The organism is Segnochrobactrum spirostomi (assembly GCF_009600605.1).
Lineage (GTDB): Bacteria > Pseudomonadota > Alphaproteobacteria > Rhizobiales > Segnochrobactraceae > Segnochrobactrum > Segnochrobactrum spirostomi.
Genome location: NZ_VWNA01000003.1, coordinates 522215 through 545718, shown reverse-complemented (window position 1 = coordinate 545718; position 23504 = coordinate 522215). Strand labels below are relative to the sequence as shown.

At 65.7% G+C, this 23504-nt stretch carries 23 protein-coding genes and 1 pseudogene; 21 read left to right on the top strand and 3 right to left on the bottom strand.

Features of this window, described 5'->3' with window-relative positions:
* Positions 1-22 precede the first annotated feature (22 nt).
* Positions 23-778 carry an SDR family NAD(P)-dependent oxidoreductase gene (locus F0357_RS22660; RefSeq protein WP_153490580.1) on the top strand — a complete coding sequence of 252 codons (756 nt, stop codon included), beginning with the start codon at positions 23-25 and terminating at the stop codon, positions 776-778.
* A 22-nt stretch (positions 779-800) separates the two neighbouring features.
* Positions 801-2197: pseudogene (hydA, locus tag F0357_RS22655) on the top strand (dihydropyrimidinase).
* A gap of 413 nt (positions 2198-2610) precedes the next feature.
* Here hydA and F0357_RS22650 read toward each other — a convergent pair.
* Positions 2611-4227: an FAD-dependent oxidoreductase gene (locus F0357_RS22650; protein WP_208948550.1), complete on the bottom strand. Its 1617-nt coding sequence runs from the start codon at positions 4225-4227 to the stop codon at positions 2611-2613.
* Between the two features lie 202 nt (positions 4228-4429).
* Here F0357_RS22650 and F0357_RS22645 point away from each other — a divergent pair, with 202 nt between their 5' ends.
* The 12 genes from F0357_RS22645 to F0357_RS22590 all read left to right on the top strand — a co-directional run bounded on the left by F0357_RS22645 (position 4430) and on the right by F0357_RS22590 (position 14836).
* Positions 4430-4960, top strand: coding sequence for a cupin domain-containing protein (locus F0357_RS22645; protein WP_153490577.1), 531 nt, complete (start codon positions 4430-4432; stop codon positions 4958-4960).
* A gap of 16 nt (positions 4961-4976) precedes the next feature.
* Positions 4977-5780, top strand: a complete 804-nt coding sequence (locus F0357_RS22640; protein ID WP_153490574.1) for an aspartate dehydrogenase domain-containing protein — start codon at positions 4977-4979, stop codon at positions 5778-5780.
* Positions 5780-6592 (top strand): alpha/beta fold hydrolase, encoded by an 813-nt coding sequence (locus F0357_RS22635; RefSeq protein ID WP_153490570.1) that lies wholly within the window; start codon positions 5780-5782, stop codon positions 6590-6592. The genes F0357_RS22640 and F0357_RS22635 overlap by 1 nt, the downstream gene beginning before the upstream one ends.
* Positions 6589-8325, top strand: coding sequence for a cobalamin B12-binding domain-containing protein (locus F0357_RS22630; protein WP_153490567.1), 1737 nt, complete (start codon positions 6589-6591; stop codon positions 8323-8325). The genes F0357_RS22635 and F0357_RS22630 overlap by 4 nt, the downstream gene beginning before the upstream one ends.
* A 208-nt stretch (positions 8326-8533) precedes the next feature.
* Positions 8534-9505 carry a thiamine pyrophosphate-dependent dehydrogenase E1 component subunit alpha gene (locus F0357_RS22625; protein WP_208948549.1) on the top strand — a complete coding sequence of 324 codons (972 nt, stop codon included), beginning with the start codon at positions 8534-8536 and terminating at the stop codon, positions 9503-9505.
* Position 9506: 1 nt separating this feature from the next.
* The gene (locus F0357_RS22620) at positions 9507-10481 is read left to right on the top strand and encodes an alpha-ketoacid dehydrogenase subunit beta (protein ID WP_153490558.1); all 975 of its coding nucleotides are present in this window, start codon (positions 9507-9509) and stop codon (positions 10479-10481) included.
* Between the two features lie 54 nt (positions 10482-10535).
* Positions 10536-11405 (top strand): alpha/beta fold hydrolase, encoded by an 870-nt coding sequence (locus tag F0357_RS22615; protein WP_208948548.1) that lies wholly within the window; start codon positions 10536-10538, stop codon positions 11403-11405.
* A 50-nt stretch (positions 11406-11455) separates the two neighbouring features.
* Positions 11456-11797, top strand: coding sequence for an alpha/beta hydrolase (locus tag F0357_RS22610; protein WP_153490550.1), 342 nt, complete (start codon positions 11456-11458; stop codon positions 11795-11797).
* A 47-nt stretch (positions 11798-11844) separates the two neighbouring features.
* Complete coding sequence (locus tag F0357_RS22605) at positions 11845-12168, top strand: NIPSNAP family protein (protein ID WP_153490547.1); 324 nt, start codon at positions 11845-11847, stop codon at positions 12166-12168.
* A gap of 25 nt (positions 12169-12193) precedes the next feature.
* Positions 12194-13072 carry a hypothetical protein gene (locus F0357_RS22600; protein WP_153490543.1) on the top strand — a complete coding sequence of 293 codons (879 nt, stop codon included), beginning with the start codon at positions 12194-12196 and terminating at the stop codon, positions 13070-13072.
* On the top strand, positions 13006-13983 hold the full coding sequence (locus F0357_RS22595) for a 3-hydroxyacyl-CoA dehydrogenase NAD-binding domain-containing protein (protein WP_246161858.1): 978 nt from the start codon (positions 13006-13008) through the stop codon (positions 13981-13983). The genes F0357_RS22600 and F0357_RS22595 overlap by 67 nt, the downstream gene beginning before the upstream one ends.
* On the top strand, positions 13961-14836 hold the full coding sequence (locus F0357_RS22590; RefSeq protein WP_153490538.1) for an SDR family oxidoreductase: 876 nt from the start codon (positions 13961-13963) through the stop codon (positions 14834-14836). The genes F0357_RS22595 and F0357_RS22590 overlap by 23 nt, the downstream gene beginning before the upstream one ends.
* A 61-nt stretch (positions 14837-14897) precedes the next feature.
* Here the strand turns inward: F0357_RS22590 and F0357_RS22585 are convergent, their stop codons facing one another.
* On the bottom strand, positions 14898-15671 hold the full coding sequence (locus tag F0357_RS22585) for an NAD(P)-binding domain-containing protein (protein ID WP_153490536.1): 774 nt from the start codon (positions 15669-15671) through the stop codon (positions 14898-14900).
* 95 nt (positions 15672-15766) lie between these two features.
* On the opposite strand from F0357_RS22585, the gene F0357_RS22580 reads away from it, so the two are divergent.
* The 7 genes from F0357_RS22580 to F0357_RS22550 all read left to right on the top strand — a co-directional run bounded on the left by F0357_RS22580 (position 15767) and on the right by F0357_RS22550 (position 22799).
* Entirely contained in the window at positions 15767-16561 is a 795-nt protein-coding gene (locus F0357_RS22580) for a GntR family transcriptional regulator (protein WP_153490531.1), read from the top strand.
* Between the two features lie 115 nt (positions 16562-16676).
* Complete coding sequence (locus F0357_RS22575) at positions 16677-17786, top strand: branched-chain amino acid ABC transporter substrate-binding protein (RefSeq protein ID WP_208948547.1); 1110 nt, start codon at positions 16677-16679, stop codon at positions 17784-17786.
* 273 nt (positions 17787-18059) lie between these two features.
* A complete protein-coding gene (locus F0357_RS22570; protein WP_153490523.1) occupies positions 18060-19010 on the top strand; it encodes a branched-chain amino acid ABC transporter permease in 951 nt (316 codons plus the stop codon).
* A complete protein-coding gene (locus tag F0357_RS22565) occupies positions 19010-20005 on the top strand; it encodes an ABC transporter permease subunit (protein ID WP_153490519.1) in 996 nt (331 codons plus the stop codon). Before F0357_RS22570 ends, F0357_RS22565 begins: the two co-directional genes overlap by 1 nt.
* Complete coding sequence (locus F0357_RS22560; RefSeq protein ID WP_153490515.1) at positions 20002-20832, top strand: ABC transporter ATP-binding protein; 831 nt, start codon at positions 20002-20004, stop codon at positions 20830-20832. Before F0357_RS22565 ends, F0357_RS22560 begins: the two co-directional genes overlap by 4 nt.
* The gene (locus tag F0357_RS22555) at positions 20756-21505 is read left to right on the top strand and encodes an ABC transporter ATP-binding protein (protein ID WP_153490510.1); all 750 of its coding nucleotides are present in this window, start codon (positions 20756-20758) and stop codon (positions 21503-21505) included. The genes F0357_RS22560 and F0357_RS22555 overlap by 77 nt, the downstream gene beginning before the upstream one ends.
* Entirely contained in the window at positions 21498-22799 is a 1302-nt protein-coding gene (locus tag F0357_RS22550; protein ID WP_208948546.1) for an NAD(P)/FAD-dependent oxidoreductase, read from the top strand. Before F0357_RS22555 ends, F0357_RS22550 begins: the two co-directional genes overlap by 8 nt.
* A gap of 174 nt (positions 22800-22973) precedes the next feature.
* Here the strand turns inward: F0357_RS22550 and F0357_RS24265 are convergent, their stop codons facing one another.
* Entirely contained in the window at positions 22974-23459 is a 486-nt protein-coding gene (locus F0357_RS24265; protein WP_208948545.1) for a helix-turn-helix domain-containing protein, read from the bottom strand.
* Positions 23460-23504: the final 45 nt, after the last annotated feature.

Below are 23504 nucleotides of genomic sequence, written 5' to 3'. Positions count from 1 at the left end.
GCGCCATTCCGGAGACAACGCCATGACCAGTTTCAGCCTTGCCGGCCGCACGGCTATGGTGACCGGCGGCAGCCGCGGCATCGGCGCGGCCATCGTCGAGATATTCCTCGCCCACGGCGCGCGCGTCGGCTACTGCCAGTTCGGCGACGACGCCAATGCCGCCGCGCTGGCCGCCCGCCTCGGCGCCGCCGGCCACGAGGTGGTTCACACCGTCTGCGACGTCGCCGACGAGGCCTCAGTCGACGCCCTCGCGGCCTGGAGTGCCGGCACTCTCGGCCCGGTGGACATCCTCGTCAACTGCGCCGGCATCGGTGGCGACCTCGCGTTCGAGGACATCACCACCACCGCTTTCGACCGCATGATCGGCGTGCATCTGCGTGGCACCTTCATGGTGACCCAGCGGTTTTATCCGGCCATGGCCGCGAGGGGCTGGGGCCGGATCATCAACTTCTCGTCGCAGCTCGCCTACAAGGGCGCGCCGGGCCTCGCGCACTACTGCGCTGCCAAGGCCGGCATCGTCGGCTTCACTCGCGCGCTCGCCTACGAGGCCGCGCCGAAGGGGGTGACGGTCAATTCGATCGCGCCGGGACCGATCGAGACCGACATGCTGATGGGACTGACCGACGCCTGGCGGGCCATGAAACAGGCCCAGTTGCCCATGGGGCGCTTCGGCAACGTCGCCGAGATCGCGCCGACGGCGCTCCTGCTGGCTTCCGACGCGGGCGGCTACTATTGCGGGCAGTCGCTCTCCCCCAACGGCGGCGACGTGATGGTCTGACACCAGGGATCGGAGAGCACCCATGTTCGACCTCGTCATTCGCAACGGCACAATCGCCACCGCATCCGACGTGTTCGCCGCCGACATCGGCATCCGAGACGGGCGCATCGTCCAGATCGGCGAGAGCCTGCCGGACGGAGCCCACACCCTCGACGCGACGGGACGCTACGTCCTACCAGGCGGCATCGACAGCCACGTCCACATGGCCCAGCCCTCGGGCGAGGGCATCCGCATGGCGGACGACTTCGAGAGCGGCACCCGTTCGGCCTTGTTCGGGGAAACACCTGCGTGCTTCCGTTCTGCCTCCAGCAGAAGGGTCAGTCGCTGCGCGAGGCGGTGACCGCCTACCACGAACTGGCGGAGGGCCAGTGCTACACGGACGTCTCGTTTCATATGATCGTCTCCGATCCGACGCCGGCAGTGCTCGGGCAGGAACTGCCGGCGCTGGTCGCCGAAGGTTATACCTCCTTCAAAGTATTCATGACCTATGAGGGGTTGCGGCTGAATGATGCCGAAATCCTTGCCACCATGGACGTCGCGCGGCGGACGAGAGCGCTGGTGCTCGTGCACTGCGAGAACGAGGACGCCGTTCGCTATCTGATCGGCCGGCACGAGAGCGCCGGCGACCTCGCGCCGCGCGCCCATGCGAGTTCTCGCCCGGTGGTCGTCGAACGCGAAGCCACCCATCGCGCGCTGTCGCTCGCCGAGGTGGTCGACGTACCGGTGGTGATCGTCCACGTCTCCAACGGCGCGGCGGCCGACGAGATCCGCGCAGCCCGGGCGCGCGGTCGCAAGGTCGTGGGTGAAACGTGCCCGCAATATCTCATGCTCACCGCGGATGATCTCGACCGCAGCAACTGGGAAGGCGCGAAATTTGTCTGCTCCCCACCTCCGCGCGACAAGCAAGAGCAGGAAGCCTGCTGGCGCGGCATCGAACAGGGCGTGTTCGACCTGTTCTCTTCCGACCACTGCCCTTTCCTGTTCAACGATCCTTCAGGCAAGCTCAACGCACGCGGCCGCGCGAGCTTCCGCCATATCCCGAACGGGATTCCAGGTGTCGAAACTCGGCTACCGATCCTGTTTTCGGAGGGTGTGATGAAGGGGAGGATCGATCTGCCCCGCTTCGTCGCCCTAACCGCGACAAATCACGCCCGCCTCTACGGATTAGAGCGCAAGGGACGGATCGCCGTGGGAATGGACGCGGACATCGCAATCTGGGATCCGTCAGTCCGGCGGACGATACGCCACGCCGATCTTCACGACGGCTCGGATTACAGCCCATATGAAGGGCTGGAGGTTCAGGGGTGGCCAGTTACCGTTATCCTCAACGGTACCGTCATGATCAACGAAGGGGCCCTTGTGGGCCCCAAGGGCCTGGGTCGGCACCGCGCCCGCGCGCCCTCGCCCCTTGCTGTTTAGATTGCGTGGACAAAGCTGGACGGCGCGGTTTTACGATGGTTCAAGGCGGGCGTACTGTTACGTGTTGAGGCCTACAGCAGCTACGGCACGCTCTCAGATCCGTCACAGCGAACGGGCCCCATCCTCGAGGCCGGGTGCTGGAGGCATACCCGCCGCACTTCGCGATGCAGACATTGAGACGGTGGCACGTCGCAAGACACAGTCGAAGGGCAAGGTGGCACCGTGCATATCGCCGATCGCGTTCGATTTCGGGCGCAACATCGACGAACTGTTCGAGATCGCGCGCTAATCAACCGCTTAACGGCCGAACAGCGCCTCGCAATTCGAAGCGAGCGGGGCTGACAGCTGGTCAAGGCCCTCACGCTTCCCCAGCGGACACGATGATTCGACACGCGAGTCGAGTCCCCCGACGCTCAAAGGTTCTGGCGCAGGATCGTCTCGGCGGCAATGTAGCCCCAGGTCATATTGGGGCCGATCGTGGTGCCGGCGCCGACGGCTCGGGTACCGAACGGATTGGCCATGGCGAGGCCGGCGGCATAGAGCCCTGCCACGACGGAGCCGTCCGGCCGCAAGACTTGAGCGTGCTCGTTGGTGCGCGCGCCGCCCTTGGTGCCGAGGATGGAGCGATTGAGACTCATGCCGATGAAGGGTGGCGCGTCGATCGGTTTCAGGTGTGCGGCAGTGCCATGGGCCTTGTAGGTTTCCCATCCATTCTCACCGCGACGAAAATCGGGATCCCGCCCATCGCGGCAGAAGCTGTTCCAGCGCTCGATGGTGGCTGTTAGTGCCGCCGTGGGAAGGCCGAGCTGCGCGGCGAGGCCTTCGATCGTCTCGGCTTTCTTCACCCAGCCCGGATCGCGCGCTGCATACCAGCGGAACGGCAGTGAGGTTCGTAGGAAGCGGTGATCACCGACGAGAAAGCACGGCAGGTGAACCGGGCTGCCGTCGGCCTCGCGCGCATCGATCGCCTCGCCGATGTTGAAATCGTTCTCACTGACAAAGCGGCGGCCATGCCGATTGACGACGATGGAATGGGGCTCGGCCTGGAATGTCATCGGCAGGCCGTGAAGCTTCCCCTCATAGCGCGTCGGCAGGCAGGGATAGATGTTGGCTTGATCCAGGCGGTCGAGCGCCGCGCCGATCGAGGCGGCAAGCTTCTGGCCATCGCCCTCGTTGCTGCGCGGACTGCCGATCCTGTCGAACGGACCGGGGAAGTGACGATGGCGCATCGCCTCGTCCCACTCGAAGCCGCCGGAGGCGATCACCACGCCGCGCGGGGCGTCGATCGTGCGGCGACGGCCGGCCTCATCCACCTCGACGGCGACGACACGGTCGGATTCATCCTGAATGAGCCGCATGGCCCTGGCTTCGACCGCAAAGGTGACGCCGGCATCGAGACAGCCGCGGATCAGGCCGATCATCAGCGCCGTGCCCTGCCCGCCAGCGTTCGCCAGCCAGCGCGCCAGTAATTTGGGCCACAGCTTGAGACCGGCGCGGATGGGGTGATGGTAGAGGTCGAGATCCACAACCTCTTGGTAGGTGAAGAGGTGCGGCAAGGTCGACCGCCGCAGCCGTGGCCCGTACCGGCCGAGTCGTCTGCGGCTCAGGGGCATCGGCGACACCATCCGGCCGAAGCGTCGCCCGCCGGGCGCCTCGCTGTAAGGGTCCGGCTCGTTGATCAATCGGAAATCGAGCGGCGTGTTGTCGCTGAGGAAGCGCAGCATGTCTGGCGCCGCCGCGACGAAGGCACGCCAACGGCCGTCTTCCGTGGCCGCCCATCCGTCCGGCGCGACCGCCCTCAGATAACGGATCGCATCCTCGCGGCTGTCGGATATGCCTGCCGACGCTGCGATATGGTTGGCCGGCACCCAGACGCCGGATCCCGACATTGCCGATGTGCCGCCGAGCTGGGTGCTCTTTTCGACGACGATCACCTTCAGGCCGCCCTTCGCCGCCCTCAGCGCTGCCGCGCAGCCGGCCGATCCTGAGCCCAGCACCACCACATCGAAATTTTTCATGGCCGTTCCCAATCGTGCCCCTGGAACTATAATGAGCCCCCTCTAAAAATGTCTACTGTTCTGTCGACACTTTGTGCGCTATGGATATCATCGTGTCACGAACGGCTCGCGCGCGCCCTGATCGGGCTATGTCCCGGAGCCCTGGCTGGGAAGCACGGCGGCCGCGCATGGGCAAGCGCCGTTCAGAGACGACGGCAACCTTGCAGAGGCTTCGATGGACCAGATCCGCCCCACCGCTCCGCTCGGCGTCCACATTTCCGGCCCGGAAAATCGGGAGAGCTACTGGCAGCCGGTCCCGGCCAACGGCCATGTGGATGTCGCGCTGGCGCCGCACATCGTCGGGATGGAGTACCCCTTCGGTCTCGGCACGCAGTCGGTGGCCCCGGGCGGCTATGTGCGCGAGCACACCCACGATCGCAACGAAGAAGCAGTCTACGTCATTGAAGGTCGCGGCCGCGCTGTGATCGATGGCCAGGAATATCCGATCGGCCCCGACAGCGTGATCTTTCTGCCGAAGAATGTCCGACACATGTTCATCAACGACGGCGAGACGAAGCTGCGCTGGGTCTGGCTGATCGTGCCAAACGGTCTCGAAGATTTCTTCCGGCTGATCGGCCGACCGCGCGCGCCGGGAGAGCGGGTGCCCTCGAACTTCCCGAGACCGGACGACGTGCTGGAGATCGAGCGCCGGACTGTGTTCGGCGCCGATCTCCAGGACAAGTTCGACCCCGTCAAGAATGGCTGATCGGGACCCGACCGCCATGGCGGCGCCTCCGGCCCCCTCCGCCGTACCGATACAGCTCGGCATGATAGGCTTCGGTGTGCTCGGCCGTGAGCTGGCCGCGATCTTCGGCCCCGACACCGCGCTCTGGCGGGTGCTGACCCGCACGGGCTCTTTCGGCCAAGTCCCGCGCCATGTGAACGCCGTCGCGAACATCGAGGCCCTAATCGCGGCACGGCCTGCGGCCGTCATCGAAGCGGCCGGACAGACGGCAGTCGAAGCCTATGTGCCGCGCCTCGTCGCCGCCGGCATTCCGGTGATCATCGCCTCGACGGGGGCCTTGGCCAACCCCGCCGTCGCAGCCCGTATCGAGGCCGCGCATCGGCAATCCCGCACCCCCTATCTGACGGCGCCCGGCGCAATCGGCGGGCTCGATTACGTGGCGAGCGTGGCCGGGCTTCCTGACGCCCGCCTCCGCTATATTTCGCGCAAGCCGCCGGCCGCCTGGGCGGAGGAACTCGCCGCCCGCGGGCTTTCGGCCGATCGCGAGGCGGTGGACTTGTTTGAAGGAACGGCTGAGGCAGCTACCCTCCTCTATCCGCGCAATCTCAACGCGGCCCTTACGCTCGCGCTCGCCTGCCGTCCGGCACCACTGTCGGTCAGAATCATCGCCGACCCCGCCGTCACCGGCAACGTTCACGAAATCGAGGTCGAGAGCGTGGCCGGACGCGCCCAGTTCCGCTTCGCCAACGTGCCGTCGCCGGACAATCCCAAAACTTCGCGCGTGACGGCCCTCAGCCTCGCCGCCGCGCTGCGGGGTCTGCTCGCCGGGAGCCTGCGCTGATGCCCCTCTATCGCGCCTCCGACGGTTGCGGCATCCATTATGAGCGCGTGGGCACTGACGGCCCGGCGGTTCTGCTCATCCCCGGCCTCGGCGGCGACGGCCGGTTCTGGGCAGATGTAACGGCCAGACTGGTCCCCGACCATCGGCTGTTGATCGTCGATCATCGCGGCGCCGGTCGCAGCGATCGTCCCCCCGGCCGCTATAGCCTCGCGCAGATCGCGGGCGACATCGTCGGCCTGATGGCCGAGGTCGGCGAGCCGATGCACGTCGTCGGCCATTCCACCGGCGGCGCCATCGCCCAGATCATCGCTCTCGATCACCCCACATGGGGCCTCGATTTCATCATCAGCAGCGCGTGGGCGCGGGCCGATGCGCGGTTCCGGATGCTCTTCACCGCGCGAGCGGAGCTGCTCGACGCGGGCCTCGCGGCGCCCTACCAGCGGCTCACCCACGTGCTGGGCCATGAGCCCGCTTATCTCGCCGCCCACACCCTGCAACTCGAGGCCGCAATTGCCGCCGCGGAAGAACGGCTTGCGCCGCTTTCCGTCGCAAGCGCGCGGGTGCGGATGCTGCTCTACCACGACCGCCTCGCCGAGCTCTCCCGTATCAAGGCTCCGGTTCTGGTCGTCGCGGCGGACGGGGATATCCTCGTCCCACCGGCGCTCTCGCGGGCGATCGCCGACGCGATCCCCGGCGCGATCATGCGGATGGTGTCGGGCGCGCACTTTCATCCCGTGGCCGATCCGCGAACCTTCGCGGGGCTCGTGCGACGCTTCGTCGGCGACGCAAAGGGCGAGGAGATCGGGGGATGAACGAGCAGACGTTGGCTTTGACTGACCCGCGGCTCAAACCCGGCACCGACCTGTTGGCCGCGGGCCGTACGATGGCGCGGGACTGGCGGCTCGGCCGCTGCCGGTTCCTCACGGAATGGGCGGTGCCGTCCGAAGCGGCTTACAAGCGTCAAGCGGCAGCGGAGGGGCGGATCATGCAACACGCCCATATCGGCTTCCGCAACATCGAGCGGACGCTGGAAGCAATCCGCCTCGTGCATGGTCACTGTGCGGATGCTGGCATTCGCGTGGACCGTTTCGGCATCACGCTCGATTGGTCGATGGGCTATCCGGAGGCGGCGCGGGCTAAGGCCTCTCGCGGGACGGGAATCGTCCTCACCGGCCCGGAGGATTTCGCTCGTGTGACCGACGCAGCCCCGGCCGCCGCCCATTTCGGCGACTTCATGCTGGGATTGCCGGGCGCAGTGGAGAACTGCCGGGCGGCCATCGCCGCCGGGGCTACAGCGATCGGCAATCTCGGCCAATATTTCACGTTTCGACTGCCCTATTGGAGCGACGACGTCGCAACGACGGAAGCGACTGTGACGGCTCTCGGCCTCATCGCGGCGCAGGACGCCGAGATCCTGGTCCATTCCAATCTCGACGACGGCTTTGCCGGCCTTTTCCTCGATATGGCTTGCGCGCTCGGCATGGTGCTGATTGAGAAGCGGATCGTCGAAGAACTGATCGGGGGCCGCCTGGCCCATTGTTACGGACACCATTTCAGCGATCCACTTTCGCGGATGGCCTTTCATGCCGCCCTGACGCGTGTCAGCGGAACACCGGGCACCATGATCTTCGGCAATACGGTCGCCTACCAATCGAGCCCGGCAGGCAATTATGCGAGCCTCGCAAGCTATCTATCCGCGGATCTGCTCGCGCTCGGCCGCTGGCCCTCCGGCCATGCGGTCAATCCCGTGCCGGTGACGGAGAACCAGCGGATTCCCGATATCGACGAGATCATCGACGCGCAGACCTTCTGCCACCGCCTCGGCGAGCACGCTCCCTTCCAAGAGCCGCTGATGGACTGGCGCAAAGTAGAGGCGATGGCCGACGTTCTGGTCGCGGGTGGCCGGCACTTTGCCGCCGCCGTGCTCGACGGGCTCGCCGATCGCAGCGTAGCCATCGACGATCCGGCCGCGCTGCTGTTGGCGATCCGGCGCATGGGACCACGGCAGATGGAGGCCCTGTTCGGTCCCGGCGCGCCGGCGGCACGCGGTCGTACCGCGCTCGTCGCCGCCGAATGGGCACGCGAGCTCGATGAGAAGGCGGTGCGCTGGGTCGCCGCGCAAAGGCCCCTCGCCCTCCAGCGCCCGCTCACGATCTGTATCGGCACCACGGACGTTCACGAACACGGCAAACATCTCGTCGAACAGGCGCTCGAGTTGCTAGGGGTCGCCATCGTCGACGCAGGCGTCGCGGTCGATCCCGAGGTTCTTGTGGCGCGCGCCAAGGCCGAGGGCGCCGACGCGCTCGCGATAAGCACCTACAATGGCGTCGCGCTGCGCTATGTGCGCGCCGTGACGGCCGCCATGACGGCGGAAGGCTTCACCGTGCCGGTGCTGATCGGCGGGCGATTGAACGAGGTCCCAGCCGATTCCAATTCTGGCCTCCCGGTCGATGTGACCGGACAGATCGTGGGCCTCGGCGCCTACCCCTGCCCGGACCTCGATGCGATGCTCGCCGCGCTGCGGGAGCTCTTCGACGGCGATTGAACCGCGCCTGCCGATCGCATCCCGTCCAAGCCGCACGCGACCACGTGGAGGCCGGTGCCCCCGTCGACAGGAAAGCCTGTCCTCCGTTTCAGACACTCGCCCACGCCCTCCATCCCCTATGCCCGTCCGTGCTGCGGATGGCGGCTCGAGTGGCTTGAAAAGTGTCGACACATCTGCATTAAATTCTATCGCGCTTCGGGAGACTCGCGTGAAGAATAGCCCATCGGTTGCCGAACACCTGGAGATGTACCGAAGGATGGTGCTTGTGCGCCATTTGGAGGAAGGTTTGGGGGTTCTCCATAGGGAGGGCCGCACCCGCGGGCCGATCCATCGCTGCGACGGTCAGGAAGCTGTCGGCGTGGCGGCGACAGCCGTGCTGGAGCCGGGCGACAAGGTAACGACGACCCATCGGGGCCACGCTGTCTATATCGGCAAGGGCATGGCGATGGGGCCTGTCGTCGCCGAGATCATGGGCCGTGCCACGGGCGCCTGTGGCGGGCGGGCGGGCCACATGTTGATTGCCGACGTCGAGGCGGGCGTTATCGGTGGCAACGCGATCGTGGGCGCCGGCATTCCGGCCGCCACCGGCATGGCGCTTTCGATGCAGGTGCTCGGTCAGCGGAGCGTCGCGCTTTGCGTGTTCGGTGACGGCGCAGCCCAGACCGGCATCTGCCACGAGGCGATGAACATCGCCGCTCTGTGGAAGCTACCAGTAGTTTTCGTATTGGAACACAATGGCTTCGGCCTAACGGTACCGTCGGCGGTGCAATCCTCCGTGCCAGACCTCGCAGTGCGCGCCGCCGGGTATGCGATGCCGTCGGAGATCGTCGACGGCAATGACGCGGTTGCGATCTACCGCGCCGTCGCCGGCATGGTCGAGCGGGCCCGGCGCGGCGACGGCCCCGGCCTCGTCGAATGCAAGACCTATCGCATGGAAGGCTTCTCCACCTCCGACATGGGCGGCTACCAGCGCCCTGAGGACATCGCCGCCTGGAGAGCACGCGATCCGCTAAAGATCAGTCGGGAGGCGCTGCGCGCGAGCGTCGGCGACGAGACCCTCAGCGATATCGAATCCGCTGCCAAGACCGAGGTGGACGACGCCTTCGCCGCAGCGCTGGCCGCCCCTTTCCCCACATTCAGGCTCGACGAGGCCAGCAACCCTTACAGCGAGGCCCACTGAAATGGCACTCATGCGCTATGCCGAGGCGCTCAATGCCGCCTTGCGGGAGGAGATGGAGGCCGATCCGTCGGTGTTCCTGTTCGGCGAGGATATCGGCCGCTATGGCGGCGTCTTCAAAGTCACCAAGGGCCTGATGGAGACCTTCGGCGAACGCCGCGTGCGCGACACGCCCATCTCCGAGCAGGCGCTCACGGCCATGGCGGTGACGGCGGCGATGACTGGCACGCGGCCGGTCCTGGAAATCATGTACGCCGACTTCGTGCCGCTCTCTCTCGACGCGCTCGTCAACCAAGCATCCATCTACAATTATATCTGGAACGGTCAGGTAAAAATGCCGTTCGTGCTGCGCACCCAGGGCGGCGGTGGGGCCGGTGCCGGAGCTCAGCACTCGAAGGCGCTCGATTCCATGCTGGCGCACATTCCGGGCCTGAAGGTCGTCGCCCCCTCTACACCCGCAGATGCCAAGGGGATGCTGAAGGCGGCCATCCGCGACGATCAGCCGACCGTCTTTCTGGAGCACAAACTGCTCTACAACGTGCGGGGCGAGGTGCCCGACGGCGATGTGATCGTGCCGCTCGGCCGCGCCTCAGTCGTACGTGACGGGAGCGACATTTCCATCTTTGCAACGTCCAAGATGGTTATCGAGGCGACCAAGGCCGCGACGCTTTTGGAAGCCGACGGCATCTCTGCCGAGGTCGTCGACTTACGCTCGCTACGCCCGCTCGACGTCGATGCGATCGTGGCCTCGATTGCAAAGACCCATCATGCGGTGGTCGTCAACGAAGGTTGGCGCTTCTGCGGCTACGCGGCCGAATTGTCCGCCACCATCATGGATCATGCCTTCGACGAGCTCGACGCCCCGGTCGCGCGGGTGACCCTGCCGGACATGCCCATCCCCTATTCGGAGCCGCTCGAGAGCGCGATGCTGCCGAACGCGGCCAAGATCCGCGACGCTGCGCTCGCGACGTTGCGATAGGAAGCGGCGATGACCACGTACCCCATCCGCATCGACAGCGCCGGCGGCGAATATATGGAGACAGTGGTGGTCGTCGCGTGGGAGGTGCGTCCCGGCGCAGCCGTCAAGGCCGGTGAGTGCCTCGTGACGGTGGAGACCGCCAAGGCGACGACGGAGGTCCTGGCGCCATGCGACGGATGGCTCGTCGAAATCGTCTGCGAGGTCGGTCAGGAGGTGCCCGTCGGCGCGGTGCTCGGCCATCTGTCCGACAGCGCGGCCACGGCTGAAGAGATGACCGTGGTGGCGCCGACCGCTGCGGCGACGCCCGATCCCCCTCGCGGCGCGTTCCCGGCCGCTCCGTCTGCCACGACCCCCTTCCCTGGAGCGCGCCTCATCGCATCCCCTCTCGCGCGCCGCACCGCGGCAGCCGCGCAAATCGCGCTCGACGGCATTACCGGGACCGGCCCACACGGCCGGATCAAGGCGCGGGATGTCCATGCCGCCCTCCGGAACAGGCAAGACTTCAGTGCCACGACGGCTGGTGCTGCCGTCCGCGAAACCGAGCTGCGCCCACACTCGGCAGCGCCGCGATCCGCAGGGACGACCGATCCGATCCTGCTGCTGCACGGCTTCGGCGCCGACCGGACGACCTGGCGACAGGTGATTCCGGTGCTGCGCGCGCAATTGCCGGGGACGGACATCATCGCTCTCGATCTGCCGGGTCATGGGCGCGAAACCTCCATGGCGGCGGTCAGCCTCGAGGAGATCGTGTTCCACCTCGCCGACCGGGTGGCGGCGATCGGACTGGAAGAAGCTCACCTCGTCGGCCACTCGCTCGGCGGAGCGGCGGCGATCGCCCTCACGTCGATCGGCCGCCTCGCGGTCCGCTCCCTCACTTTGATCGCCCCGGGGGGCTCGGACCGGAAATCCATGATGGCTTCCTGACCGGCCTCACAGAGGCGACCGACGCGGACACCCTTCGACCCTGGCTGGAGATGATGGTCGGCGACCCAGCCCTGCTGCCCGCCGGCTACGCCCGCGCCGTCTCGCGCGGGCTTGACGAGAGCGGGCAGCGGCCTGCCCTCGCCGCACTCGCGGTCAAGCTCTTTCCAGGCGGTATCCAGGGCTTCGATCTCGTGCCGGCACTGCACCGCGTGACCGCGCCGACGCGGCTCATCTGGGGGCTCTCCGATCGGATCATCCCGCCAATCCATGCTGCGCGGGCCCCCGGCTTCGCCGCCGTGCACCGGCTGGACGGGATCGGCCATGTACCCCAGCTCGAGAACCCGTTGCTTACGGCTCGGCTGATTGCCGAGACCGTCCGCAGCGCGGGTTGAAGGCCAACTGAGTTCTGCCGCCCTTCCCTAAACTGAGGCAAGCCGAGATGATCTTCGATCACCGCACCTACACCGCGAAGCCGAACATGCTGCCGGCCTTTCTCAAGCTCTACGAAGAGGTCGGTCTGCCGATGCAGCGGCATTATCTCGGGGAACCGTTCGGCTTCTTTCAGACTCACATCGGCGATTTGTCGCGAACTGTACACCTATGGAAGTATGTCAGCCTCGATGATCGCGAAGCGCGCCGCGACCGTATGGAAGCCGATCCGAATTGGCAGGCGTACCGGCGCAAGGTCATTGAGACCGATTATCTACTCGACATGCGCAACCAGATCCTGAAGCCCGTCTCGTTCTTCAATCCCGCCCCGTGACCTGGCCCGTGTGAGAGCCGACCCCATGGACCTCGTCTTCTCGACGGAGCGGCAGAGCTGGCCGCTGCGCCTCACGGGTGATGCCGAACGGACGCGGCAGGCGCTGTTGCGCGCGTTGCCGCTGCCCTTGCAACTGCACACGCCGAAGATCGCCGGCAGCCACATCTATTGGCACGCCCCCTTCGTCGAGGATGTCGAGGGGAGCACCCATGTGCTCGACGCCCCGGCTGGGGCCTTCATTTATTGGCCGGTGCGGCAATTCCTCGAGATCACATTCGCGCCTTTGCAAGCGGAGACTGCCCACGTCACCGTCCTCGGCCACCTCGAGGCACCGGTCGAGGGTATCGCGGCGCTCGCCGCAGACCTGAAGCGAGAACAAGGCCGGCGGATTTTCGCCGGAACGCTATCCCGGGTGGCAGCGGCCCACGATGTGACTCAGGCGCCCTCGCCACTTCCGCCCGATCTTGTTGCCGCGCGCGAGGCGCTGTGGCGCGAATGCCCGGACGACATCGCGCGGTTGACCCGTTCCCGCAAGATCATGCATCCCGCCGGACCATTGTTCGCGGCTGAGGGTGAAGCGCGCGTGCTGCACGAGCTGTTGTGGTGGCTGCGTAGCGAGCGATCGGGTACGGAGGCCCGGGTGCTACGGCACATGGCGGCAATCGCACTCGACAAGGCAGCGACGCGCCTGCGTGATTTCTGTCACATGGACACCTCCCCGGCCCTCCTGTTCCAGCTCAAGGCCGCAATGAGAGAGGATCTCCCGTTCGATGCCCTCATCGACGAAGCGATCCTCGTCGCCGGCCGGATCGGCGCCTGGATCGATCTGCTCATTCCTTGGAACGACCTCAACGAGGCGCTGCGTGGGGCGCTCGATCACGGATCTCCGTCGTGGAACGGCTGACGATCGGTATCGTCGGACTCGGATTGATCGGCCAGCGCTGGGCGGCGGCGTTCGCACATGCCGGCCATGATGTGCGTGGCTTCGACCCCGATCCCGCACGGGCCGCGGCCCTTGGTGCGGTGCTGCCGACGCTTTTCGCCGATCTCGACGCGCTGCGGGGCACCTCCACCGCGCGTGGGACAATCGTGACTTGCCCAACCCTGGCGGACGCGCTGCGGGGGGTCGATTTCGTGCAGGAGAACGGACCGGAGGCGCTGGCGCTCAAGCAGCGAATGCTCAGTGACATCGACAATCTGCTCGATGAAGCGATCGTAGTGGCCTCTTCGTCCTCGGCGTTGCTGGTTTCCGAGATGCAGGCGCAGTGCCGCAATCCGCAGCGGATCGTCCTCGGCCATCCGTTCAATCCCGTCCACCTGATGCCGTTGGTGGAGATCGTGGCCGGCCGTGCGACCGCCCCCGCCGCCCTGGTGCAGGCCCGGGAGATCTATACTGCGATCGGCAAGAAGCCGGTGGTGCTTCATCGCGAGATCACCGGCCACCTCGCGCTGCGGCTGATGGGGGCCATGTGGCGCGAGGCGATCGCGCTGGTGCGCGACGGCGTCGCCTCGGTCGAGGATGTCGATCGCGCGTTCATCTATGGTCCTGGTCCGAAGTGGGCTTTGCAGGGTGCGTTCATCTCGAACGGCCTCAATGCCGACGGCATCGAGAGCTTCCTGATCAAGTATGGCCCGACCTATCAGGCCATCTGGGACAGTCTGCTCGAGGTACGGCTTGATGCGGAGACCGCCGCGACAATCTCCGCCTCCACGGCTCAGGCGGTGGGAAGCCGGAGCCAGGAGAGACTGCGCACCGAGCGGGACGCCGGTCTGATCGAACTTCTGAAAACGATTGCCGAACACGGCGCACTTTAGATTTCCGGCAGAACCGAGAGCGGCACACCGAAATCCACCACCAGCCGTCGCGCTTTCAACGAACCGGACGACCAAGGAGGCTTGCAGCATGGATTACAGCGTGGCGCTCGTCACCGGCGCCTCCCGCGGCATCGGTGCCGCCATCGCAGCGGCCTTGATTGCAGAGGGCCTCGTCGTGCACGCGCTCGCGCGCGACGCCGCCGCGCTCGCGGCCCTCGCCGATGTCCTCGGACCGAACCTGAAGCCGCTGCCGGCGGACGTGCGCGACATCTCTGGCATCGCCGCCGCGCTCGGCGATATCGCCCTCGATGTGCTCGTCAACAATGCCGGCGGAGTCGCCAGTGTGCGTCCGCTGCAGTCCCAAACACCCGACGAGACGGCCGAGACGATCGCGCTCAATCTGACCGCGCCGCTTCACCTCATGCAGATCGTCCTGCCGGGCATGGTTCGTCGCGGCCGGGGTCATATCTTCAACCTGACGAGTACGGTGGCGAGCGCCGTCTTTCCGGGCACCACTGCGTACGCGGCAGCGAAGGCCGGCCTGTCGCAGGCCGGCCGCGTGATCCGCCACGATCTCGCCGGCAGCGGCGTCCGCCTGACCGAGATCGCGCCGGGGCGCGTCGAGACGGAGTTCTATCTGAGGGCGTTCGACGGCAACCGCGAGGGCTTGCGGGAAAGCATGTACACGCACCAGCGCGCGCTCCGCCCCGAAGATATCGCTCGCGTGCTCGTCGCGGCCCTGAAGCTGCCGGACCACGTCGACATCGCGGAGATGATCGTGTCTCCCAGCGAGCAAGCACCCGGCGGGCATACGTTTCCGATGCTCGCCGAGACGCCTTCCAAGACGCCTTAGCCCGGAGGCGCTGGGAGCCGACTGAGGCGCGCCCAGCGCCAGATGGAGCCGGCGGACAGCATCACGCCGGCGCCGCATCTTTCTGTCCCACGTCGGTCAGGCGGGTCAGCACTGCCGCGCAAGCGGCATCCCAGAGGGCCGGCTGTCCACCCTCCGCGAGGATCCTCAATCCCAGCTCGGTGATGCCGCCGGGCGTGACGAGCTCAGCCATCAAATCGGGCATCGGCACCGGCTTCTCCGCCATCATGCGCCCGGCAGCGACGAAGGTGAGCGCCACTAGGCGACGCATCTCGGCCGCCGGCATCCCCTGCCCCGTCGTCCAGTCGGCGGTGCGGCGTATCAAATCCTGCGCCCAGCCGTAGACCGCGGCGACGACGGTCGCGACCTCGAAATCCGCCTCGCTGGCGAGCGCAATCGCTGGGCCGAGGCGCTCCAACACTGCCTGTGCCGCGGGCAGTCGCGGAAAGAAGACGGTCGGGCTCGCCCTGATTTCCGCTGCGGTCAAGGGCATGGCCCGCACGATTGCCGCTGGCTCGACCGAAAGTTGCGCCCGTGCAATCCCGGCACAGACGGACATCACCACCTGTCCGGTACGCCAAGGAAGACCCGCCACCGACTCCGGTGCACTGGCCGGCCGCACGGCCAAGACGACTAGGTCCGAGGTCTGGACCAGCGCATGATTGTCCCGGGCGACGGACAGATCATGGCGCTCGGCGAGCGCAGCAGACCGGCCGCGCGGCGACAAGACGAGGCTTGCCGGATCGAGCCCCGACCGCAGCAACCCCTCCACGATTGCCGTGCCGAGGTGGCCAACCCCCAGAATGCCGATCCGCATGATCAAATCCCCCGCAGCGCGCGGCACTTGCCTTCCGAGCCGAGCTGGAAGAGGTATGCTCTCAACTGTCGACACATGACCTGCAAGGACCCCTCATGATCGAGAATTCCGGCGCCGCCGATGTCATCGACCCCACGGCCGAGACCGGCACCGAGCCGCGCCGCTCGGCCGACAGCAGCGAACGAGCCTATCAGGTCATCCGCAAGATGCTGGTCGAATTCAAGTTGCGGCCCGAGGAGCGGATCAACGAGGTCCAGTTGTCGCGCACCCTCGGTGTGTCACGGACGCCGATACGCGAGGCGTTGAACCGCCTCGCCTCGGAAGGTTTCGTCTCGCTGACCCCAAATCGCGGCTTCTTCGTGCGTAGCCTATCGACGGAGGGTCTGCTCGATCTCTACGAACTGCGCTCGATCATCGAATGCGCCGCGTTTCGACTGATGTGCGAGCGCGCGAGCGACGAGCAAATCGCGCAGTTGCACGCCTATTGGGCGGCCATCGAGGACGGTTATCGCGATCAGCCCCCAGACCTGATCCTCGCCGAAGATGAGGGCTTTCATCTGCTGATCGCGGAACTGTCGGGGAATCCCGAACTGGTCGCGCAACTCGGGCAGATCAATGCGCGCATCCGCTTCATCCGGCGCATTCAAATCGAGCATCGCACCCACGATCCAGCGCAGGTCGCTGCCCATGCCGCGATCGTTGACGCGGCGGTGCGGCGGGACATCCATGGCGGCGTCGAGCTTTTGCGCAACCACATTGAACTGACCATATCCGCCACCCAGCACGCATTGAAGGACGCCCTGCTCAAGGTTTTCGCCTCCGGCGACGCCACGCCGAGGCGCCGCCGCCCCGCCGCCAACTCGGAGAATTTAGATCACGCGAGAGATTGAACGCAATAGTGTCGACACTTTATTGACGCGCTCGGCATTGTCTGTTTCCATGCTCCTACCGGCAGCAAGACCGGCACACCTTTCAGCCGTGACCTTCCAGGATAAGGGGAGCCCTATGAAATCCGTCGCCATGCTGTGCCTGGGCGTGTCGCTCATGGCCGCGCCGGCCTTTGCCGATGACATCACCGTGGGCCTTGCCGGCCCGCTGTCTGGGCCGCAGGCCTATTTTGGCAGCACCTGGCACAATGGCTTCAAGCTCTATGTCGACAAGCTGAACGCCGCAGGCGGCGTCAACGGCACCAAGATCGACATCGACCAGCAGGATGATAAGGCTGACCCACGTGAAGGGACCCTCGTCGCCCAGAAGTTCTGCGATGACGACAACGTCGTTATCGGCCTCGTCAACTTCAATTCTGGCGTCGCCCAATCGACGCTGCCAATTTACGAAGACTGCAAGTTGCCGACCATGTCGTTCGGCTCCAATCCGGCGCTGACGCACCAGGGTTACAAATACATGGTGCGTCCAGTTGCAAACGATCTCGCCGGAGCGCTGCTTCCTGCCGAATACGCCCTGCAGAAGCTCGGCGCCAAGACCGCTGTGGTCGTCAATGACAAGCAGGTGTTCGGTCAGGGCATCTCCGAGATTTTCGCCAAGAACTTCGAGAAGGGCGGCGGCAAGGTGCTCGACACCCTGGCGGTTGCACCGTCGGACGTCGACTTCACGGCCGTCCTCGCGCAGATTAAGGCCAAGGCGCCGGACGTCATCTATCTCGGCGCGGTGATGCCGCAGCTCGCGCTGTTCGCCAAGCAGATGCACCAGCAGGGCGTCAAGGCAACCCTCCTCGTCCCCGACGGCGGTTACACGCCTGAACTGATCCAACAGGCCGGTGAGGAGAACGTGCAGGGCGTCCTCGTCGCCATCCAGGTGCCCCCGATGGACGCCTCGCCGGACATCGCCGCCTTCGCCAAGGCCTACAAGGATAAATATGGCCAGGATGCCGGGCCTTACTCGATCTACGGTTACGTGCAGGGCCAAATCCTTGAGCAAGTGCTGAAGGACGCCAAGAGCCATTCGCGGGAGGATATGGACATTGCACTTCACAACGTGAAGGTGAAAACGGCGATCGGCGAACTGGAATTCGACGGAATCGGCGAACTCAAAGTGGCGCCGTCTTATCTTTACAAGGTCCAGGGTAAGGACTTTGTTCTGATCGGCTCGAAGTAAGCGGTTGCAAGTGAACGCCGCGGGACGTCATCATCTCGCGACGTTCGCCGGCACGGAGGCGAAGCCCGCCCACGGCCCGTGGCTCCCACCCCGACGGGTCCATAAAAAGGGTGAGCTTCAAGCGGCGGCGGGTTCAAGCCGCCGCCCCTCCTCCATCCTTCGCGGCTTGGCATGCGTCCCTGTTCGGCGCAGGCTGCGCGCGCCGCTCCGCCCACCCCTGCCGCAGGCGAACCGCCCGTCGGCCGTGCGCTTGCCCGTTCGGATCGGTCCTTCATGCTTGGAACTCTTGTTCAACAGGCGGTAAATGCCCTGACCATCGGCTCGATCTACGCGCTGATCGCGCTCGGCTATACGATGGTCTACGGCGTGTTGCGCATGATCAATTTCGCCCATGGCGAAATGTTCATGCTGGGGGCCTATGCCGCCTTCCTCGCCCTAACGCTGATGGCGGGCGATGCACAGACGGCCGGCGGCGTGGTCCTTATGATCGCGTTCACCGCCGCGGTCGTCACCGTCGGCGGGGTCGGTGTAGTACTGGAACGGCTCGCCTACAAGCCGCTGCGCAACTCCACCCGCCTTGCCCCAATGCTGTCGTCGCTGGGGGCATCGCTAGCCCTTGTCGCCGGAATGCAGATCCTGGCCGGCCCGCAGCCGGTGGCGTTCCCGAGTCTGTTTCCATCAATCCCCTATGATGTCCTGGGCGGCACTGTCACCTCGGTCCAGATCGGCATCCTGGTTGCCGCCTTCGTGCTCATGATTGGGCTCTGGGCTCTCGTAAACCGCAGCCGGATGGGCGTGATCATCCGCGCGGTGTCGGAAAGTCGGCAGACCGCGCGCCTGCTCGGCATCAATGTCGATCTTGCCATCTCCATGGTGTTCTTCGCCGGCGCGCTGCTCGGCGCGGCCGGTGGCATCCTCTATGCGAGCTATTATGGGATCATGTCGCCCACGATGGGCGCGGCGGTCGGCTTGAAGGCTTTCACTGCTGCGATCCTGGGCGGCATAGGCTCCGTGCCGGGGGCCATGCTCGGGGCCTATATCCTCGCCTTCATCGAGGTCGCGGGCACGGCCCTGCTGCCGATCCTCACCGGCGGCCTCGTCGGCACCGAATATCGCGATGTCCTCGCCTTTGCCATTCTGATCCTGGTGCTCTTGGTCCGCCCAGCGGGCATCCTCGGCGAACCGGTGTCGGAAGAGAGCATGGTTTACAAGAGGGAGTTCTGATGTCTGCCGGTGCGCGCACGCTCGAAGCGTCAGCCCGCGTCAGCCGCCCGGTCGCCGTGCTCATCGTGGCGCTGGCGGTCGCGCTTATCGCGCTGACGCCCTTCCTGCCCAACTATTATATCCGCGTCGCCAACAGCCTCCTGATCTACGTCCTGTTGGGGATCGGGCTCAACATCGTGATCGGCTATGCCGGCCTGCTCGATCTCGGCTTCGTCGCGTTTTACGCGGTGGGCGCCTATGCGTATGCGCTGCTCGCGAGCGCGCAGCTTGGCCTGCACCTGCCGCTACTGCTAATCCTGCCGATCGCCGTGTCTCTCGGCGTCATGGCTGGCGTGCTCTTGGGCATCCCGGTGCTCAAGCTGCGCGGCGATTATCTCGCCATCGTCACGCTCGGCTTCGGCGAGATCATCCGCATTCTGGTCAACAATCTCGGTACGGTGACCGGCGGTCCGAAGGGCGTGGCGCGGCTCGACAAGGCTTCGATCGGCGGCCTTGAGATCGCGCGTCCGGGAGAAATCTATTGGCTGCTCATCATCACGGTCCTCGTCGCGGGGGTGCTGGTCTGGCGGTTGGAGCGGTCGATCCTCGGCAAGGCGTGGGCCGCAATCCGCGAGGATCAGGACGCCGCACGCGGCATCGGTATCAACACCACTAACGCCAAGCTCGCCGCCTTCGCGACCTCCGCGGCGATCGGCTCGACCGCCGGCGTGATCTTCGCGGCCTCCCAGCGCTTCGTCAGCCCCGACAGCTTCTCGCTGCAAGAATCCGTGCTGATCGTGCTGATGATCGTGATCGGCGGCATCGGCAACATTCTCGGCATCATCGCGGGTGCCGCGATCCTCATCCTGCTGCCGGAAGTGCTGCGCGAGTTCGCCGAATGGCGGGTGCTGTTCCTTGGCGTCCTGATGATCGTGCTGATCATCGCCCGCCCCGCCGGTCTCGTCCCGAGACGCTTTGGGCCGGAGACCCTGCTGCGGGGCTTGTTCGGCCGATGACCCTCTCCTTCCACAAGGTGCGCAAGCAATATGGCAACCACGTCGCCATCGACGATGTGTCCCTCACCTTCACGCCTGGCCTGATCTACGGCGTGATCGGACCGAACGGTGCCGGCAAGTCGACCTTGATCAACATGGCCGCGGGCTCCTACAGCGTCACCGCCGGCGAGATCAGGCTCGACGGCAGACGGCTCGACCCGCTCAAAAAATACCAGATCGCGAGAGCCGGGGTTGCCCGCACCTACCAGAATATCCGGCTGTTCGATCAGATGTCGGCGCTCGACAATCTGGAGGTGTGTTTCTATCCCGCAGATGCCGGACGGACCTGGAAGGAAGTGCTATGGCCGCCCTATAAGGCCGCGCGCGATCACGAACGGCGCCGGGCCGCGATGGACATTCTCCAGGCTTTCGACTTGCAGGCCTATGCCACTCGCGATGCCGGCAGCCTGCCTTACGGCCGGCAGCGGATGCTGGAGATCGCCCGTGCGCTGGTCGCAAAGCCGCGCGTGTTGCTGCTCGACGAGCCGGCGGCCGGCCTGAACCACCATGAAACAGCCGAACTGACCGCCAAACTCGCGACTTTGCGGGCGAGCGACCGCATCATGATCGTCGTTGAGCACGATATGGATCTGGTGATGACGCTTTGCGACCGTATCGTCGTCATGCATCACGGCCAGAAGCTCTTCGAGGGCACGCCGGCCGAGGTGAAGCAGAGCTCCGACGTTCAACGCGCCTATCTCGGGACCGCCAATGACATCGACGACATCCGCGCCGCTTCTCAAGATCGCCGGACTGAGCTCGGGATACGGCCGCGTCAGCGTACTTGAAGGCGTCGATCTCGAGGTCGACCCGCGAGAGATCGTCGTCGTGCTCGGCCCGAACGGCGCCGGCAAAACGACCCTCCTGAATTCGATCTCCGGCGTCGCCCGCCCAAGCGCCGGCAGTATCCGCTTCGCCGGCCGCGACATCACGGGCTGGAAGCCGGAGCAGGTCGTGCGGCTCGGGCTCGCCCATTGCCCTGAAGGTCGCCAGATTTTCCACCGCCTCACCGTGGAAGAGAACCTCGTCGCCGCTCATGTCGGACGGGGGGGCAAGACCTTCGAGACGCTGCGCGACGAGGTCTTCGACCTGTTTCCGATCCTGAAGGAACGGCGCAATGGTCTGGCGAGCCGGATGTCCGGCGGCCAGCAGCAGATGCTCGCCATCGGCCGCGCCTTGATGGCCGAGCCGGTTTTGTTGATGCTGGATGAACCTTCGCTCGGTCTCGCGCCCAAGGTGGTGCACCAGATCTTCCGCATCATCCTTGATTTGTCGAAGAGCGGAATTTCGGTGCTTCTCGTCGAACAAAACGTGCAGCTAGCACTCGAATGCGGGGACTATGCCTATCTCTTCAATACCGGCTGCGTCAGATTACACGGGCCAGCAACCGATATTGCAGCTCATTCCGCGCTGAGCGAGCATTATCTTGGCAGCGTGGCCGAGGATGTTGTCCATGTTTGAGGTCGATTGGAGAACTCCGCATCTGTGGCGCAAGACAAGCGCAACTCGCACGGCCGCCTCGGCCCTCGCCGGCGATATCTCGACCGACGTGGTGGTGGTCGGAGGTGGCTTTACCGGGCTCGCGGCCGCACTCGGCGCGCGGGACAGCGGCGCCCGTGTTGTGGTGCTCGAGGGCCGGGAGATCGGCTCGGCCGCGTCGGGTCGCAACAATGGCCTCGTCATATCCCATCATTCCAAGGCTGCGCCATCCGAGTTCGAGGCGGCCTTCGGCAAAGTTCACGGTGAACGCTTCAATCGCCTCGTGGCCGACGCGGCCGGCGTCGCCTTCGGCTTGATGCAGCGCTTCGGCATCGATGCGCATCAGGTGCAGGAGGGTTGGCTACAGCCTGCCCACAGCGAGACCACTCTCGCCCGAGCGAAACAGTTCTACACCGAGTGGAAAGCATTCGGCGCAATTGTCTCGTGGCTGGACCGCGACGAAGTCAGCGAGCGGATCGGCAGCCCCTATCTCGGCGGCTGGGTGGTCCACAATTCAGGCCACATCAATCCATTCGCCATGGCCATCGGACTCGCCGGCGCGCTGGAGCGCGAGGGCGTGCGCATTTTCGAGAACAGCCGCGGCGAACAGCTCGAACGGGTCGCCAGCGGATGGCGGATCCGGACGGCTAGCGGCAGCGTGACGGCACCCGAGGTCGTGCTCGCAACCAATGCGCTTACGGGCGACATCTGGCCCGGCCTGAAGCGCACGTTGATCCCGTTCAAGGTGTTTCAGGCGGCGACGGATCCGCTGCCGGAGGACGTCCGCGCGCGAATCCTCGTCGGCAACCCGGCGGTGTCGGACATGCGCGCGGACATGCGCTATTTCCACTACGATCGTGACCATCGCCTGGTGAGCGGCGGCACCCATACCGTGTGGTTCGACGAGGCCGATCGTGGCCGTGCCAAAGTCGCATCGCGGTTGGGACAAGCCTTCCTGGCGTTGGGCGGGCCACCGCCGGTGAAGGAATATTGGCACGGCACGTTCGCAGTGGTGCCCGACAGGAAACCGCGGCTTTATCGGCTCGCTCCCGGCCTCGTCTTCGGTGGGGTCTATTCCGGGCGCGGCGTCGCGTTGGCCCTCAATCTCGGTCAGGAGATCGGGCGCTGGGCCGCGGGCCGTCGGCGCGACCAGGACATGCCGCTGCCCGTGACGACGATGAAGCCGGTGCCCTTCCACCCGATCGCCGTGCAGGTGGCCAATCGGATGCACGGGTGGAACCGGTATCAGGACCGACGGGAGGAAAGGCGTTCCTAGACTAGCCGCCCTTGACCGCTTGCCAGGCGAGACCACCAGTTCGCTCCTGACGCGGTGCCGCGGTGCGGCAAACCTCTTTCGAGAGAGGGTGAGCCCGGAAGCGCCCGCAGGTGGAGCCTTCACCTCGGGGGGCCGAGAACCGGACGCCGGGAGCTCCGGAGCCGCGTCGAGCCATCAGACCGGCAACGGATCCGTGCCGCGGTCGAGCAGGAGCAGATAGTCGGAATAGGCGTAGATCCGTCCACGCTGCCGTCCCGTGGTCTCGCGCACGACGCCGACCTTGGCGAGATTTTCTAGCGCCGCACTGGCGGTTGGAAAGGAAACGTCGAGCTTCTCCGACACGGTCTGAATCGTGACAATCGGGCTCGCTTGTATCAGTTCGTGGACGCGGAGCGCCGACGATGACGCTCGGCGATGACGCCGCAGCTTGCGGTACCTGCGACGCCGATCCGCAGCCATATCATGCGCCGTCAGATGCCAGTAGCTCTCGGCAAACGGAACTTCGCGGTTGTGCCAGAAATTGCGTCGGAGTTCCCGGCAGATCGTCGAGCGGTCCCGGCGCAGCGTACGGGCAATCTCGGCTTGCGTGCTTTTCTCTCCATGCATCCGCGCGATGACGCGACGTTCCTCCAAACTCAGATGCACAAAGAAGCGGGCCATTCCATCCACCTGAAATCCTGACCATTTATGCCTTCGTTGCATTTG